At 68.6% G+C, this 16,010-nt stretch carries 15 protein-coding genes, 1 tRNA gene and 1 pseudogene; 13 read left to right on the top strand and 4 right to left on the bottom strand.

The features are described 5' to 3' along the window. The first annotated feature begins 605 nt into the window (after positions 1–605). The 12 genes and pseudogenes from ACFWBN_RS31805 (at position 606) to ACFWBN_RS31750 (ending at position 9,935) form a co-directional block, all read left to right on the top strand. The gene (locus ACFWBN_RS31805; protein WP_385182549.1) at positions 606–854 is read left to right on the top strand and encodes a hypothetical protein; all 249 of its coding nucleotides are present in this window, start codon (positions 606–608) and stop codon (positions 852–854) included. Between the two features lie 47 nt (positions 855–901). Further along, positions 902–1,165, top strand: a complete 264-nt coding sequence (locus ACFWBN_RS31800) for a hypothetical protein (RefSeq protein WP_385182546.1) — start codon at positions 902–904, stop codon at positions 1,163–1,165. A gap of 223 nt (positions 1,166–1,388) precedes the next feature. Beyond that, the gene (locus tag ACFWBN_RS31795; RefSeq protein ID WP_385182558.1) at positions 1,389–2,054 is read left to right on the top strand and encodes an HNH endonuclease family protein; all 666 of its coding nucleotides are present in this window, start codon (positions 1,389–1,391) and stop codon (positions 2,052–2,054) included. 332 nt (positions 2,055–2,386) lie between these two features. After that, on the top strand, positions 2,387–2,989 hold the full coding sequence (locus ACFWBN_RS31790; protein ID WP_385182543.1) for a hypothetical protein: 603 nt from the start codon (positions 2,387–2,389) through the stop codon (positions 2,987–2,989). Between the two features lie 918 nt (positions 2,990–3,907). Beyond that, on the top strand, positions 3,908–4,105 hold the full coding sequence (locus ACFWBN_RS31785; protein WP_385182555.1) for a DUF3117 domain-containing protein: 198 nt from the start codon (positions 3,908–3,910) through the stop codon (positions 4,103–4,105). Between the two features lie 437 nt (positions 4,106–4,542). Continuing rightward, positions 4,543–4,827, top strand: a complete 285-nt coding sequence (locus ACFWBN_RS31780; protein ID WP_385182541.1) for a PadR family transcriptional regulator — start codon at positions 4,543–4,545, stop codon at positions 4,825–4,827. Then, entirely contained in the window at positions 4,824–5,564 is a 741-nt protein-coding gene (locus ACFWBN_RS31775; RefSeq protein WP_385182538.1) for a hypothetical protein, read from the top strand. Before ACFWBN_RS31780 ends, ACFWBN_RS31775 begins: the two co-directional genes overlap by 4 nt. Before the next feature lie 654 nt (positions 5,565–6,218). Further along, the gene (locus ACFWBN_RS31770; RefSeq protein WP_385182535.1) at positions 6,219–6,443 is read left to right on the top strand and encodes a hypothetical protein; all 225 of its coding nucleotides are present in this window, start codon (positions 6,219–6,221) and stop codon (positions 6,441–6,443) included. Between the two features lie 198 nt (positions 6,444–6,641). Continuing rightward, the gene (locus ACFWBN_RS31765) at positions 6,642–7,019 is read left to right on the top strand and encodes a sigma-70 family RNA polymerase sigma factor (protein ID WP_385182532.1); all 378 of its coding nucleotides are present in this window, start codon (positions 6,642–6,644) and stop codon (positions 7,017–7,019) included. Between the two features lie 860 nt (positions 7,020–7,879). Further along, positions 7,880–8,647, top strand: a pseudogene (locus ACFWBN_RS31760) (IclR family transcriptional regulator C-terminal domain-containing protein); the annotation flags it as partial. Positions 8,648–8,843: 196 nt separating this feature from the next. Further along, positions 8,844–8,917 (top strand) — tRNA-Met (locus ACFWBN_RS31755). 391 nt (positions 8,918–9,308) lie between these two features. Then, a complete protein-coding gene (locus tag ACFWBN_RS31750; RefSeq protein WP_385182530.1) occupies positions 9,309–9,935 on the top strand; it encodes an HNH endonuclease in 627 nt (208 codons plus the stop codon). A gap of 119 nt (positions 9,936–10,054) precedes the next feature. Here the strand turns inward: ACFWBN_RS31750 and ACFWBN_RS31745 are convergent, their stop codons facing one another. Both ACFWBN_RS31745 and ACFWBN_RS31740 read right to left on the bottom strand, forming a co-directional pair. Next, complete coding sequence (locus ACFWBN_RS31745) at positions 10,055–11,533, bottom strand: helix-turn-helix domain-containing protein (protein WP_385182527.1); 1,479 nt, start codon at positions 11,531–11,533, stop codon at positions 10,055–10,057. Between the two features lie 322 nt (positions 11,534–11,855). Beyond that, positions 11,856–12,617 carry a GntR family transcriptional regulator gene (locus ACFWBN_RS31740; protein WP_385182524.1) on the bottom strand — a complete coding sequence of 254 codons (762 nt, stop codon included), beginning with the start codon at positions 12,615–12,617 and terminating at the stop codon, positions 11,856–11,858. Between the two features lie 863 nt (positions 12,618–13,480). Between ACFWBN_RS31740 and ACFWBN_RS31735 the strand changes: the two genes are divergently transcribed. After that, the gene (locus ACFWBN_RS31735) at positions 13,481–14,290 is read left to right on the top strand and encodes an SMP-30/gluconolactonase/LRE family protein (protein ID WP_385182522.1); all 810 of its coding nucleotides are present in this window, start codon (positions 13,481–13,483) and stop codon (positions 14,288–14,290) included. Here the strand turns inward: ACFWBN_RS31735 and ACFWBN_RS31730 are convergent. Further along, complete coding sequence (locus tag ACFWBN_RS31730) at positions 14,248–15,069, bottom strand: class I SAM-dependent methyltransferase (RefSeq protein ID WP_385182519.1); 822 nt, start codon at positions 15,067–15,069, stop codon at positions 14,248–14,250. The two genes, ACFWBN_RS31735 and ACFWBN_RS31730, sit on opposite strands and share 43 nt — an antisense overlap. Positions 15,070–15,497: 428 nt before the next feature. Then, a complete protein-coding gene (locus tag ACFWBN_RS31725; protein WP_385182517.1) occupies positions 15,498–15,953 on the bottom strand; it encodes a GNAT family N-acetyltransferase in 456 nt (151 codons plus the stop codon). Positions 15,954–16,010: the final 57 nt, after the last annotated feature.

Raw genomic sequence — 16,010 nt, 5'->3', positions numbered from 1 at the left:
CCACCAGATACGACAAAACCCGGGAGTCCTACCAAGCAGCCGTCACGATCGCGTCCCTCCTCCTCTGGATCAAACCAGTTTGAAGACACTGCCTAGCACGCCGGTATCCTCGTGTGTATGTCGACGTGGGAGCAGTGGGACAGGGCCGTAGCCGCGAGGCTTGTGCGCTGTGCTGCTTCCCCTGACGTCCGCGAAGCTGCACTGATCACGGATTCACACCTCGGCGACGGGTTCGCTCAGGTCTTCGACGCTGTGCTCCTGCAGAACGATCGGTTTGTGGTCGTTGAAGCGAAGACCCGGGTGGGAGAGCTGTGGTCCAGCCTCTCTCACCTGACCTACGTCGAGGAAGTCGCACGCATTGGCTCGGTGCGGCGCCGCTCTCCGACAACTCGCCTCTGGCTTTGCTCTTGGGCGAGGCTGTGGGAGTGGTCCCCTCCGTGGGGAGGGTTCGCGAACTACGCCGACGTTTCGGGAACACCTGGCCGGCGAAGGAGTCCGACGCTCCGGAGGTCTTCGGCGCGTTCGTGTTCGCGGCGGCTATGCAGCGTCCGACGGTGGATGCCCCCTCGCTCGCCACCCTGTGTCAGTTGCTCGGGGGAGCGGCAGTGGTCGCCCGTTCCTACGCCGACCAGCTGGCCGCTCTCGCAGGCCTGCTGGCGGTGTGGCGCGCTGACCTCCTGGCGGTCATCCAGCGGTGGCTGACCCCGCTGGCGTATCAGTACGTGGACCACGTGCCGCCACTCTCCTGCTCACCGTGCGGTGTGATCCGCATGGCGTCACCCGAGGTCCCCCGAGGGCCCCAACTCGGTCTCCAGCTCGAAGCCTCTAGCCCTTTCTGGGTGCTGGCCGCCTGACCTCCGGACCGGGCGCGCAGCGCCCGTTCATCGATGTGGAGATCAAGTTGAAGAGCATCGTCGAGGCGGCCATGGACTGGGCCGCGGAGTACCCTGGCATCGTGGTCATGGTCGGGGTCGCCGTCCTGTTGGTCGTCGGCCTGCCGGTGGCCAAGCAGGTCCGGGAGTACTGGGCCCCGAAGATCGTCGGCTGGCGCCGGCGGGCCGGCCGGGTGTGCCAGCTGATCGGTATCCGCCTGTCCGGGGGAGAAGTGACGCCCACGGAGCTGGCCGTGACCGAGGAAGTGCGGCGTCTGCCCGAGAGGGTCTGACGCGCACCCCCTGTGTCCGCCCGGTGGTTCACCGGGCGGACACAGCGACCCCCGGGGGCTTCTCAGGTGCACCACCCTCGATACTGGCAGGTACCCCTCCGCCGTTACGACACCGTGTGCAGTGCCGTTTCGGCGGTGAACTGCTGTCCCCGACCGGGTGAACCGGGGTCAGGGGGACTGTTGGTGATGGTGTGTGGGCCGGTACAACCGGTACATGATGATCATGATGCGGGCCGCGGTCGCGGCCGCCGCCGCTCTTACCCTGTCCCTGCCGGCCGCCACCGCGACTGCCGCCGAGCAGCACGCCGTCCCGCAGGTCCTGCCGATCGGGGTCGCGGTGTCCGCGCTCCCGCTCGCGGTCGAGGACCGGACCGGCTACCAGCGCACCAAGTTCCGGCACTGGAACGCCGGCGACCTGCCCTCCGACGGTTGCAATACCCGCCAAGAGGTCCTGTTGTCGGAGGCCGTGGACTACCCGGCCATCGGTCCAGGCTGCACCCTTACCGGGGGTATGTGGTTGTCGTACTACGACGACACCACCGTCACCGACGCCGCCCGGCTCGACATTGACCACATGGTTCCGCTTGCCGAGGCGTGGGATTCGGGCGCCAGTTCGTGGACAGCACAGAGGCGCGAGGCGTACGCGAACGACCAAGGCCAGCTGTCCTCGCTGGTGGCGGTGACGGCCCGCTCGAACCGCCAGAAGTCGGACCAGGACCCGGCGGAGTGGCTGCCGCCGTCGCCTGAGGCGCTGTGCCGCTACGGCGCGGAGTGGACCGCGACCAAGCTTCGCTGGGGCCTGGCGGTCGACGAGGCGGAGCGGGAGCGGCTGTGGGACATCGCGGCCGGTTGCGGTGGCACCGAGGTGGAGTTCACCCCCGCCCCGTAGGCGAGGCCGAGCTGGGCCGAAGGGCCGCCGCCCCCTCTCGGGGGTGGCGGCCCTTCGTCGTGGTGTCTGCGGGAGATGGAGGCTTGCCCCTACTGCGCGGCGTGCCAGAGCACGGCGTGTGGGGTCTCGGGCCAGGGCAGGGCGATGGCGCGGTGTGGTGGGGCAGTGTCGGTGGGTCGGGCCTGGGGGGTTGTGGTGGTGCCGGTCACTGAAGCCCCGCAGCCGACCTGCGCTGGTTCTTTCGGGTTTTGCCCCTGGCGGGACGCCGAGTGCGGGATGGTCGTCGTGTGTCCGCGGCCACGCACGTGCGCGGTCGCCAGCAAGGCGGAGGGATGCGGGAGATGCGGAACGAGTTGTGGAAGACAGACGAGTTCGGGAAATCGCACGCGGGCCGGGTGGGCGTCCTATTGGAGGACGGGAGTGTTCCCAAGCCGGTGTACTTCGACGGCAACTCCTCGACTGGGCACACTAGCGCCTTCTGGGCCGGCTACAGCGGGCGGCCGTTCTACGGCCCGCGCGCGCACATGCTGCGAGCGGTCTGCACATGCGGCTGGACCGGTACGGAGTACCCGCTGGACTGGCAGCGGATCGGTGATACTCCTCTCCACGAGGACGAGCCCACCTGGACGGACGCCGAGAACTGCCGCGACGACTGGGACCGACACATCGAAACAGTCGAAGCCTCCACCATCGCGTTCCCTGCGGAAATCGACGACCTCCTGACGAAAACGAACGAGGCACTCGACCGCCTCACCGACGAATCACCCGCCGCCGCCCTCAAAGCCGCCCGCCGCCTGGAGATCCTCGCCCAAGCCATCGGATACCACGCAGCCCGCGCCGCGCACCGGTCGATGGAACCGGAAGAGGTCGGTGCCGCGCTGGGTGTTACCGGCGATCAGGCGGAGGATCTGCTGGACCGCTACCGGCGGCTGTAGCACACCGCCGTCCTCGTGGCACTGGCCTGGGGCAGAGCCGGCGCCGGCGCGTGCCTGCCGGGCTCCATCCCGGCGACCGGTTGACGCGTTGAGCCGGCCCTGGCCCAGGCCTCGGGCACGGCCCCGGGCACGGGTGCGTGGGCCAGGGCGCGGTGTCGTGGTCGGCGGTGCCGGGAGAAGCGGAACTCTGCCGTGGCCGTCGCGGCGGGCTGGCTCGGCGTCGTGGCGCTGGTCTCGTCCCACGAAGAGATCGGCAAAGAGGGGGCCTGTGGTGCTCCGTTTGAGACATCGTCGCTGACGAGTCCGGGCACGGCCTGGACCGCGCTGTCGCGTGTCCGGGCTGCTGCGCGGGCCTCCTGGGGCGCCGGCCGCAGGGGTGTCCGGGGCGGGTAACGGTCGGCGTCCCGCGCTCGGGGTGGTGGCGAGGCGGTAGACACCTTACGAAGCCAAGCCGTCAAGCCGCCCTGTGGCGAGCTGCTGGGCCTGGCCGCCAGGCCGGCTCACGGTGGCCGTCCGGTCGACACCCGTTTCGGGGAGGGGGAGGATGGTGCAGGGCGCCTTTCCGATCAGTCCGGCGCCACAGCGGCGCCACAGCCGTACATCCGTTGTCGCGCTGTGGCTGGAGGGACCACTCCCGGAGCTCTGGCGCGGCGACTTGCCCCCGTGTTTCCGCGGCCCCTTCACGCATCGCGAGGGAGGACACCCATCATGACCCGGCGCATCCGACGCAATTCCGTCATCTCGCTCGTCGCCTCATCGTTCCTTCTGGGGACCACGGTCGTCCTCACGCCTGCCGCCACCGCGACACCCGCTCCGGGGACGTGCACAGTCAAGACCGAGGGCAATGGGACACGGGTGACGATCAGTGGTTCCGGCTGCCAGGCACTGTCCCTCAACGACAGTGAATCCACTCAGCAGCTGAGCCCCCGCGCCAGGATCAGGCCGCGGACAGGCGACGGTCCGCTTGAGGCCACCAAGGAGGGGCAGAACATCGTCATGCGCGTACCGCTCGAAGGCGGCGGTCGGCTCGTGGTCGAACTGACCCCGGAAGAGGCTGATGCCCTCGCCGACGCACTGAACAGTCCAGCGGAACCCGAGCAGACCGAGGAACCGTAACGAAGCGGTCCGGATCAAAGCGCAGGGCCCCGGCCCTGAGGCCTGGCTCTGCCTCGGCGAAGCTGAGCCCGCAGAGCGCAGCGCGGTTCGTTGGCACGGCGCGCAGAGCTGTGGGACACCGGCACCCTGCGGGCTACGTTCACCACACGTGGGATGCTCGCGCGAACCGACGAGCTCGTCGCGTACGCGGAGCTGGTGGTGGCCAGTGACGGCTGTGCGTACCGCTACCACCAACTCTTCTCTGAGCTGGAGCTCAGTGCCTGACTGTCATCCCCGGGTCGCCCTGATGGCTGGCCCGAGGCCATTCCCAATTCGTCGGGGCGTCGGGGGACTATCCGTCCCAAGACGCTTCGACATATCTCGTTCTCGACATACGCTCAGGTGCGTGCTTCACTCGAGATATGACATCAATTCGCTTAACACGCCCGACACTTGAGGTGATCAAGGTACTGCTGACCTCCTCTCCGGAAGCCCCTGCGTGGGGTCTGAAGATCTGCGAGGAGGCCGGCCTCGGCTCGGGAACGGTCTACCCGATTCTTGAACGGCTGGTCGAAGCGGGATGGGTCGCGCGCACCGAGGAGGTGGGCGAGCACCCTGGGCGGCCTAAGCGCTACTACTACCAACTCACCGGTGTTGGCCAGGTTGCGGCGCAGCGCGCGAAGGAGAGCAAGCCACGCGTCTTCGGTGCTGTTCGGGTGGTCGGGGAGGAGGGATGGGCGTGAGCCAGGAGGAGCAATCCCTCCCGCCGGCGGGAATGGCCGCGGTCGTGCTGACGCTTGTGCCCGTTCTCGGCGCAACTGCCACGGTGATTTTCCTGAGCGTCGGCTACACCGTGCAGGCCGTGGGTCCCGGGCTCGCCGTCTCCCAGACGCTCCTGGCAGCAGGGTGGCTTTTTGCCGCCGTCACGGCGCTGTCCCTGGGGGTCGTAGCTGTCGCCTTGCTGGTCTCTGCGGTGCGTTCGGTGGAGATCGGCGAGGGGCCGGCGGGAAGCGCGGTTTCATCTGGTCGCTTCAGCAGCGGGGCAGCGGACCGGGCGCTGCGAATCGCCTCGTCCCTCGTGGGAGCACATCGCGCTCATCTCCGGGAGGAATGGGCTGGTCTGCTCGCCGGGGATCCGGAGACGGGTCTGCTTCTTCGCCCGGGCCGCAGGCTGGGGTATGCCCTGGGTTTTCTGTGGGCAGCAGTCCGGTTGCGGCTGCGTGATCTCGTCTCTCCGCTGTGGCTGCCAGTGGACTGGCTGCTGGTAGGAGAGGCCCGCACGAACCGGTTCATCGCATTGGCTGTGGGGGGACAGGCCGTCTATATCGTTGGCGACGGAGGACTCTCGGCTCTGTTCACGGAGGTGTGGGAGCCGTGCACGCTGTTCGGTGCGGGCTTGTACATCCTGGCGCGGTGGCTTCGGCGGGTACGAGGGATCGAACTCGCGGCCGTTCGCGGCGAATCCAGCGATGCTGACTGACTAGATAGGACACTCTGCGGTCGCGGAAGGGCCCATCCCTTGGGGGTGGGCCTTCGCTTGTGTCCAAGGTTTCCCGCATGGGTGCCTGGTTGCTGAGCAGACCGCAGGTCAGGTGGGGGTCTGAGGCGCGATCCGTACCTGAGCTGGCCTGAGTCGGCGTTGCAGTCTCTTCTACCCGCAGCGGGTTCTGCCGTCGGCAAGCAGGACCCGGGTGTCGGGGTTGCGTGCGAGGTAGAGGAGCAGTGCCGCCCCAGCGAGGGTTGTCAGGGGGCGAAGACGTTCTCCAGGTCGACGTGGCGTCTAGGCAAGGGGAGGCAGACGCCAGATGATTTGAGCATTCGGCAGAACAGTCACACGGTGATGAGCCCACCGACGCGTGCCAGTATCCACGACGGGGGTCCGGCAAGGGCAGGCGGCTCGTTGGTGCCCCAGCCCGTGGGGTCCGGGTGGGTGTGCGCAGGCGTGCGCGGGTGTGGTGAGGGCGCACGCGGAAGCGGACGCGCTTCCTCCAGAAGATTTTCTGGGACCGGCTTGCACGATCGGGCGTGTTTTTCGATGGAGTGGTGATTAGGAGCGCCTGGCGCTCTACGGCTGCCGGACCTGGGGGCAGGTACGCCGGTTACGCACACGCCACTTGGAAGGTTTCGCGCCGACGTGAATGTTGTCGAGATCGTTGCCCTCGTACTGATAGCCGCCACCGCGGTCCGTGTCTTCGCTGTTGACGTGGTCAGGGTGTGGCGGCGCCTGCTGGGCGCGGGAGTCAGGGTGGGAGCCGCCGAGCTCTCGGCTGGCCGCCGCCGCCCCGCCCACACGCCCCACCATCGTGAGGTCCCCGCCGCCCCCTTGGGCGGCGACGAGCAGCCGTGGGGGAGTGCATGAGCGAGGGAGAGTTCGACCCATCGGGAGACCAGGCGGTCTCCAGCGAGCTCGCGGGCGTACTGCCCGTGGACTACACCGCCTTCCACTCCCAGCACCATCGCGCCTACCTGCGCTACACGCACCTCCAGCTCGGCAACGCGCGGGACGCCGAAGAGGTCGTCGACGACGTGTTCGCGCTGCTGCTCAAGGAGTGGCGGCATGTCCTGCGGCAGCCCAGCCCGCACGTTCGCCTGGACCGTCCTGCGCGAGCACATCGAGCGCAGACTTGCGGCATCGGGCCGGCAGGTCGCGATCGTGGAGACGGCGGCCTTCGCCGAACTGCGCCGCACATCCAAGGAGCAGCTGGAGCTGCTGGAGTCCAAGCTCGGCCTGTACACGGCGATCGCGGAGCTGGCCTCTGAGAAGCACTACGACGTGGTCCTGCTTACCTTCGTGCTCGGCCACGACTCCGACACGGTTGCCCGGATGATGGGGATCACCCCCGCGACGGTCCGCTCGCACATCCGTGGCGCCCGCCGAAACCTGTCACGCAAGCTCGGGGTGGACTGGATCCCCGGAGAGGAGAAGGATCAGTGAGCGACATGGCCCGCGACCGCGACATGGCGCTGTGCGAAGTGGACACGGCACTGGAGAACGCGACAGTCCTCGCGAACGAGTACGCCGGATACGACGAGTACGGGGCCAGGCGCCGTATCGCGCGCCGTGTCGTGGCGGACCGCGCCCGCTCGGCGGCCGTCATGACCGCCAGGGGGCTCTGGCCCGGCCACTGGCTTCCCGCCGGCGGAGGCGAGGACCTGGTGCTCGATGCTGCTTGCCACGTACGGGCGGGCCGCGTTCTTCAGGACACCGCCCACACGCTGGTGGAGAGCCGGACGTTCGCCCAGCACGCACTGAGCCCCGCCTCCTGGCCCCACAGCGTCGAATCGGCGCTCTACTTCGCCAGTCTCCTGCATCTGGCCGGGAAGCCGGACGGCGCCCAATTCTGGTTCCAGTACGCGGCCGGCGCCGGATCGCAGACCGCCGCCCGCTGCCTCTACCTCATCCACCTTGCCCACGCGGAGGTTGCCACCGCCCGCCACTGGAAGCAGCAGGCCCACGCCTTGGCCCCGGATCAGGGCCTACCGCTCCTGCCGCGCATCCCCGACGATCTCGAAGAAGCACTCGACGCCTCCGTCATCTGGCCCTCAGTGCCCATCACCACCCAGGACCTCACCACCATCACCCTCCGGCCGCCGCGCACCCGCTACTACCGGCTCCCCACCCGACTCCGCCACGCCGTGGCAGCTCTGCCGGCCCAGGAGCACCCAGACCTGGGCGAGGTGTACACACCAGGCCCCCCTGTTGCGATCGCGATCGCACGGCACGCACGCCTCAGCCCCGTACATCTGACGACCGACGCGAACGCGTGGGCACTTGAGGCACTCAAGCAACCCCAGCTGACACACGCCGCCCGCAAGTCCCCCGAAGGCCGCCCGGCCCCCGCCCCGCTGGAATCGGTCCACCAAGCCCTGCGCGTCCTTGAAGTCGTCAACCGCTACTCAGGAGGCGTCAACCTCAGCCAGATCGCCCGCGAGACCCACCTACCGCAACTGGCACTCGCCCGCGCGATGGATCAGCTGACCCGCGCGAACCTCACCACCTTGATCGGCCCCGACGCCTACATCGCCGGTAGCGCACTCCTGCTCACCCAGAAAGCGGGCGAAGACGGGCGCGGACAGATGCGGGAGACCCTCGCCTGGGTCCGCGATGCCGTCGGCGCCGCCGTCTATGTCGCCCGCTACACCGACGGCGAAGTCTCCATCACCCAGTATGCAGACGGCCCGGCGACCCCCGTCGTGGAGGAATGGGTCGACTTCCGCTCGGCAGCCCACGCCTCCGCGGTCGGCAAGGCACTTCTCACCCAGCTCGACTACGACGCCCGTAAAGATCACCTCGACCGCCACTCCCTCACGCGCTTCACCGCCCACACCCTCACCAGCCAACAGGCTCTCTTCCACCAACTCGACACCCGCCGGCCCAACGCCCCCCTCCTCGACCTCCAGGAGTACGCGCTGGGCACAGTGTGCGCGGCGGTGCCGATCACGGCCGGACCGAACGCCGAATGCGTCGCCCTGTCCATCCCGGTCCCCGACCCCCGCCGCCTGAGGCAGGCCGCCCGGATCCTGCAGAGTGAGGCCGCCGCCGTCCTCCTCGCCCTCGTCGTCGCTGGCAGCACCCAGCCCGCGCCACGGGAAGACAACTTCGGAGCCCGTACCTCACCAAGGGAGGAACCAGGGGCTGCGGGTGACGGGCTGGAGAGGAGTGTCCTGTCCACAACGGGCTAGACCCAGGGCCATCACGACGCTGACGGCCCCCGATATTCGCTCGCGTCCGCAGGCGACCGCTGCCTAGTGTGGAGGCCGCCGGGTGGAGCAGGTCGGCAGCTCGCTGGGCTCATAGCCCAGAGGTCGCGGGTTCAAATCCCGCCCCGGCCACTGCCAGAGACAGCCCGCCGTACGACATGTGCGGCGGGCCCGCTCTGCTGCATTCTCCGCCGCGTGGAGCATCCGTGAGCAACGTTGCGAGGCGGTTGGCGAATTCGTCGAGCCAGCCCTGGCCTGATCCACGGCGGGTGATACGGAGCCCCTGATGGCGCCGCCAGAACGCAGCCTGGACGGCATGGAACTGAGCCGAACGCCGGAAGCGTTCACGATCGAGCGGTTCCAGTGCGTGTTGCTAAGCGTCCCGTTCCTTCGTGTTGACTGCAGCGAGGCTTCTAGCGTTTCAGCCGGCCGCGCACGGCAAGGACAGCGAGACCGAGGAGGGCAGTCCCTGGGCCAGTGGTTCGGTACTGGCACTGTCAGTGTGGGAGTTCATACTGCGTGGATGGAACCCAGCGACAGGGGATCGCTGCCCCGAACGGTCCGTGACTGCGTGCTGAACGCCAATGGGGAAGGCTGCACGTACTGCTTGTGGGTGAACGCGGCAGCGGTCGATCACCTTGTGCCGCTCGATGAGGGCGGCCGTGACGACGTCACCAACCTTGTGCCGGCCTGCCGGAGTTGCAACAGCAGCAAGCGGAACCGCTCTGTCGGCCAGTGGCGGCGGGACATCGCGGCACGGCCGGCTGCCGTGCCAGACGTGTTGACCTCCTTCCTCGTGCCGAGCCGTGAGTACCACGACCCCGATCGCGTGGTGGACATGAGTCGGGGCGACCTGGACCGGCATGTCACCCGCGTGCAGGACGAAGTGGTCGCGCTGTTTCGCGAGCAATACGAGGCCAGCGAAGTCGAACGGATCATCGACGTCTTCAACGGACTGTTCAATCGCATGGGGAGCCTCTCCCCTCGCACGAGGGCCCTCGTCCGAGAGGAGATGGAGCTGCGTCTCGCGGGGCAGGAGGAACTCCTTGAGGCTGAGCCTGTTGTCCGGCGGCTGGCCCTGTATCGCGCCGACATCCGGCAGATGGACCGGCGGCGGCAGGTGAAGTCGCCGCAGGTTCATTCCGGATAGCCGGGCGGTCCGATATTCGAGGAGGGTCACCTGCAGCTGCGGCGTGAACTGGGGCCCGCCCCCATGCGCATGGCCGTAGATGACGCCGGTCGTGCTGTTCGGGGCGGGAGCGGGGCTGGTCATGTGTGTTGCTGGGCGTAGGCCGCCAGCTCAGGGTGTTGGCGTAGGAGTTGTTCTCGCAGGTGGCGTACTTGCTGGGCATCGGCGTCGGCTTGCCGGTCGGCTTCGTCCTGTTCCTGTGCGGTGCGGTTTCGTTCGGCGTGTTCGGCGTAGGCGTCATCGAGCAGGCGCTGCCACCGGATTGTCTGCCGCAGGCGTTCTGCTTCCTGTGCCGTTTCGGCTTCGGCCATCAGGCCTGCCGTTGCGCGCTGGACCTCGGCCAGCTCAGCCCGGTCCCGGCACTGCCAGCACAGCCCGTCCTCGGGCCGTGGTCCTTTGCCGGCTGCCGAACAGTCCTCGCCCGCGCACTCCCACCACTGCGGCCGCGGATGTTTCTCCCGTTGTGCGGATAGTCGGCCCTGGCGGCGGTCGGCTCGACGCTCTGCACACTTGGGGCACGCCTGTTCCAGGTGCAGGGTTGTGCCGTCCTCGCACATCGGGTCTGGGCAGTCCGCGGACGGGCGCACCAATCCCACCGCGACCCCGACGGGGGAGGACAGCTCTCCTTCGGCCAGGGCACGGGCGTAGCCATGGGTCCACCATCGGCGCCCGATCCGCTCGAGCAGCTGCTGCGGCGTCCGTCCGCCGTCCAGGGCTTGCAGGATCGCCTCCCGCAGCACGGCTGGACGGTGGGGCGGCAGCAGAGCGGCCAGCTCGCGCGGCCATCCCGCTTCCACTGCCCTGACCGAGTCTGCCCGTCCCCGCGGCATCCGCTCGCCGGCCGTCTTCCTCGACCTGGCTGCCGGTGAGGGCGCGCCAGCGCCCGCGGGCGCGGCGCAGCCGCTGGCCTTCCGCGCGCTACTACCTGCAGAAGCCCTGCGGGCGTCATCGGCGCTGCGCGCCGCAGGCGCTGTCGGGGTTTCTTGGAAGGGCAGGGTTAAAGGAGAGGGTTGGGGGACTGAAAGTCCCCCCTGCGGGGATTGCCAATCCCCCCTGGTGCGGGACTGAGAGTCCCCCCTCCCCTCGGAGCCGGGGTGTTCTGCGGGAGGGGACTGAGAGTCCCCTCCTCCTTGGCGCGGCTTGCCCTTGTCGCTGCGCTCTGTTCGCGGCGGGGCCGGCGACAGCGCCGGACGGGTCTGCTGTGTCAGCGGCGGCAGACCGCGGTGTGCCCGGTCCTCGTTCACCCGCGCCAGCCGCTCCGGCCCGTACCAGGCCGCCGGAATCTGCAGGTCGTAGACCTTGGGGCGGGCGTGCGCGGGGATGTACCGGGCGGCCGCCTGGTCTCCCAGCATGATCACCCCCCGTTCGGCGAGGGAGGCCAGACGCCGCTGTACCGTCTTGACGTCGCACAGCGCGATCCGGGCCAGCGTCCGCCGTGACGGGAAGGCGTTGGTGCCGTCCGGATCCGCCTTCTCTGCCAGGCCGGCCAGCAGCATCCTGTCCGTCGTACTGCTGACGGGGCTGTCGTGCAAGGCCCACAGGATGGGCTCAAGTGCCATGGCACACCACCACATCCAGGGTGAACCCGGTGATGTCGTGGGAAGGGGCCTGTGGCGCCCTCGGGATAATTCCGCATAAGCTCATGGCTCAGCGCACCTCTCAGTTCACGCAACTGGGTGCTCTTCCCCGCACAGGCGGTCCAGGCCTGTACGAGGACCTGCGAGCCCCGCCACCCGTGGCGGGGCTCGTTCGGTACGGGCGAGTTGTCATGCCCTACACAACGGCACAGGCATCACCGTCCTGATGACCGGTGTGCCCCGCGTCGCATCACAACTGGGCGACGGCGCATCCGGTGACTTACCGGCGAGGTTCTGCCGCCCGCTACGGCAGGCTTCCGACCAGCGGCAACCCCCCATAGTGGAGCTCCAGGCGGTCGGCAGCGCCCACCATCCGAAGCACTTCGAGGACTTGGCCGCTCCGGCTGCGCACCAGGCGCTCGATACACAGGACCGGTACCCGCTCCCCGATGCCGAGCTCTGATGCCTCGGCCTTGGTCGGCGGCCGCGCTGTGACCGTCTCGTCGGCGCTCTGGGGATCCAGCCCAGCTGCGGTCATGGCGCCGAACACACCGCCAATGACCTTGCCCGGTGCGTCGAGTCCGGATGCAGCAGCCAACTCGGCCGCATAGTAGGCATCCTGGACCTGCACCACCTCACCGTCGATCACGGCATGCCTGCTGCGGCGAACAACAGGAGAGCCGGGTTCGACTCCGAGCAGCGCGGCAATCGTGGCCGTAGCGGTGATGCGCTCCACGGACAAGGGAACGACGCTGCCGTCCAGACCCGCTGACGCGGTGGCAGTCTCCCATGGCCCCTTGGCCCCACCCGGTCGCAGTACGGAACCGTAGCGGCTCAACGGGACACGCACGCGAGAGCGGTTGCGGACAACCGTTCCCACCCGCGGCTTGCGCACAACAAGACCGCGGTCGACAAGCTCCCGGTAAGCCCGTTCGATGGACGGCTTTGACTCTCCCTCAGACATCAACTCCACAGTGGTCGGCATCTTCGAGCCGGGCGGAAACTCCTCCGACTCGATGCGCTCCGCCAAGCGGTCGGCCAGGTCGCGCCATCGCTGCAACGGCATGTGTGCTCCTCCCTGTCTTGCTGTGGAACCAGTACAACACATTAACCATGGTTGTTTGGGGGGTTTCTGGCGAAGTACAGCCGAAGGGGTGCCCCAGCACTTGCGACGACTAGCCACGACAAGCGGGCCTACGTGCTCCTCGGTACCGTCCCTGCCACCGCCCTCACGATTCGGCTTGGCTCGTGATCGCCAGGCCGGCACTTGCCTTGGGTTGCAGGCCGTTGGGTCCGAGCGCGAATGGCGAAGCCCCGGACGGGAGGCCGCCCGGAGCCCCTGTCGTAACCCTTGCTACCGGGGTAAGCCACCGCTTGCGCTGCCGGCCGGGGTCGGGTTCTCGACCGAGTGTCCGCGGAACCGCCGCTGCTCGGGACGGCGAGCGCGAGAATCAGGAGTAGCAGCCCTCCTCCCGCAGTCGCGGTCACAGGGCCGCTGACGCGGCGGGAGTGCAGCCGCACGTAGGAGCCGTTGCGGTAGTAGCCGCCTACGTGCGTGGTCGCACCTGGTGGAGCTGGCTGCGCGGAGGGGGAGAGATCACATCGAATTCCCGGATGCCCTTCGTCTGGATACGTCTTGCCAGACGACAAGTGGTCGTCTCAAGTGGCGAGGTCACCGGGCCGCTTGCCGTGACGGCGAGGGCGGGGTGGTGCGGGAGGGGCTTGCGGTCGATACTGCGCCGGGCAGAAGAACCCGACGATGGAGGGGAATCGATGAAGCTGACCGAGGTATTCCGCACTGCCTTACGCGGGCCGCGCCGCGCCATGGCGTCGGCGGTCGTACTGGCTGCAGCGGCGAGTGTGTTCGCGCCTGCTTCCGCCCATGCGGCACCGGCGTGTGACGCCACCGGGTCGGAGCCGCCGGTCGAAGTGGCGCAGATACCCGATTGGGCGGAGTCGATCGTCGTCGACAAGCGGGGCCGGATGTTCGCCACCGCGTACTACACGGGCCGCGTCTACCGCATCGACGCGCCGGGAAGCGCGCCCGTCCCGATTACCGGGAACATCGGCGCCAACGGCGGGATCGTCGTCGGCGGTGACGGCCGGCTCCTCGTCGGCACGGGCAACGACCTGGCGCACTCGCTCACGGGTGATGCCTTCCCACTGTCCAAGCTCTTGCAAGTGGACCCGGAATCCGGGGCGGTCAGCACGTACGCCTCCGGACTCGGCGGCATCGACGGCGTCGCTCTCGCACCCGACGGCACCGTCTACACGACGACGTTGGGCGGCCGCAACATAGGCCGTGTCACGCCCGACGGGCGGGCCGATCCCGCCTGGGCACGTGTCCCGCAGGCCAACGGGATTGCCGTATCCCCGGATGGCGAACAGATCTACGTTGTTCAGACCACGGTCGCCCCAGGGCTGTACCGGATTCCCGTAGGCGACCCGGCGCACCCGCAGCGCTGGATCTCCGCCGGCCTCTCCGACGTCCTCGCCCTCCCCGACGGCCTGACGCTCGACGGTCGGGGGCGGCCGCTGGTCGCCACCCACGCGGCGGGGCAGATTTGGCGGGTGGAGGGCGGGAGCCTGTGCACGGTGGCCTCGGGAATGCACCTCTCCACCCAGATCACCTACGGACAGGGCGAGCGCGGCTTCTCGGCCGGCAGGTTCTACCGGGCGGGCGTCGACGGAAAGATCTACGAGATCCCGGCCGGCGCCGAACCAGAGCAGCCCCGTTGATCGGCAGTGCGCGATCGACGCGCGACAGCCAGCAGGTGCAGGCTGGACACCGCGAGTTCTGGGTGACTGTCGGCAAACCGCGCGGCAGCGAGGGCGGTTTCAAGCACCTTCCCACCCAGATCCTTTCTCCCGGTCCGGCGCTCTTCGGCTCTCAGCGCCTCGTAGGCAGGCCCGTGAACCCCGTAGACCGTAAGGTCGCCGAAGCCGGCCTGGCGGGCTTCGGCGCGGAGCCCTGAGGGGTCGTGATAATACGTGGTGGGGCCGTCCCGGCGGACGCGCAGCCCGGTCATTGCGATGTCCAGCGCACCGGGCGAGCCCAGGTTTAGGAGCTTGGCGTACCGGTTGAGGGCGGCCGCAGCGACCAGGCCACCAGGCTTGACGACACGGTGAGCCTCCCGCCATGCACGGCCACGCCCGGCGCCGTCCGGCAGGTGGTAGAGGGGACCGAGCATCAGCACAGCGTCGAACGAACCGTCCGCCTGGTCGAGGCACCGCGCGTCCCCCACGAAGGCAGCCAGACCCTGGTTCCGGGCCTGCTGTACGTGCTGCGCCACCGGGTCGACGACGAGCACTTGGTAGCCGCTGTCGGTGAGCCAGCGAGCGTGCGCCCCAGGCCCGCCACCGACATCCAGGACGGACGCGGGCGGGGGCGGAAGGTGAGCGCGCAGGAGTTCCTGCGTCCGCACCAGCTCGATTGTCCCGATGGTGCGCCCGGATGTGAGACGGCCGGCCTCATCGCCGCCACCATAGAAGGCGGTGATGTCGGGAAGGAGCGCCACGTCGACCTCCGGCGGGAAGAGCACGCTGCCGCTCGAAGAATGACATGGCCGGCTACACGACCGCTACGGGACTCGTTCGGGTCCCGGCACGGTCCCGCGCATGCCCTGGCAGCGGCACCTGAGCACGTATCTGTGTGCTGCACTGTGCACATTGACGTGTACGTCGACACCGCCCGCTGCCCGGTGATCCATTTCAGCAGCTCGGGATCCCTGCACCGCCGCCTGGCCACAGCGAGCTGAAACCGGCGAACCGGCCACTCCGCCAGAGGATCTACTGCGCAGACTGCTGCTCACGACCTGCGTGAGCACCCCAAGCACTGGTCACACCAGCCCCTTGACCAGTCCGAGGGCCGTGTCGGCGTCGCGCGTCGTGGCAGATCGCTCGGGCCGGGTGGGTGGCCGACCGCTCTCCTCCCACATTGCTACGTCTAGGGTTGCCAGATGTAGCGGATGTCCGGCTCTCGCTCGTCGTTGCGTAGCCCGTCCGTTCGCTCGACCGCGTTGAAGCCGTGCCGCTGGTAGAATCGTTGCGCTGATTCGTTCGCCTGGAACGTCCACAGTGCCAGCCCGTCCGGCTGCTGCCGCTTGGCCAGGGACATGAATCGGTCGCCGAGGCCCCGCCCGCGCCACGCTGGATCGAGGTAGAGCTGTTTCAGTTCCGCGCCGTTGAGTACCAGGAGCCCCACCACACTGTTCTCGGTGACCGCCACCCAGGTCTCGTATTTCGGCACGAGCACGCGTGCGAACCAGTCGCGTACCTCTGCTTGGTCGTGTGCGCAGTGCACGGTCGGCAGTGCGGCGGTGAAGGAGCGGAGCCACACATCGGCCGCGGCGAGCGCGTCGGCGCCGCTGGCACGCCGGAGAACAACGGCGTCACTGGTCATAGCGCGGTACCTCCGGCGTTCCAGGGGGACTGATGACGTGGTGCGGGGCTTTCGTGC

This window comes from Streptomyces sp. NPDC059989, from assembly GCF_042736975.1.
In the GTDB taxonomy this organism is placed as follows: Bacteria; Actinomycetota; Actinomycetes; order Streptomycetales; family Streptomycetaceae; genus Streptomyces.
The sequence above is the reverse complement of the archived record's forward strand: the minus strand, read 5'-3'. Positions and strand labels throughout refer to the sequence as shown.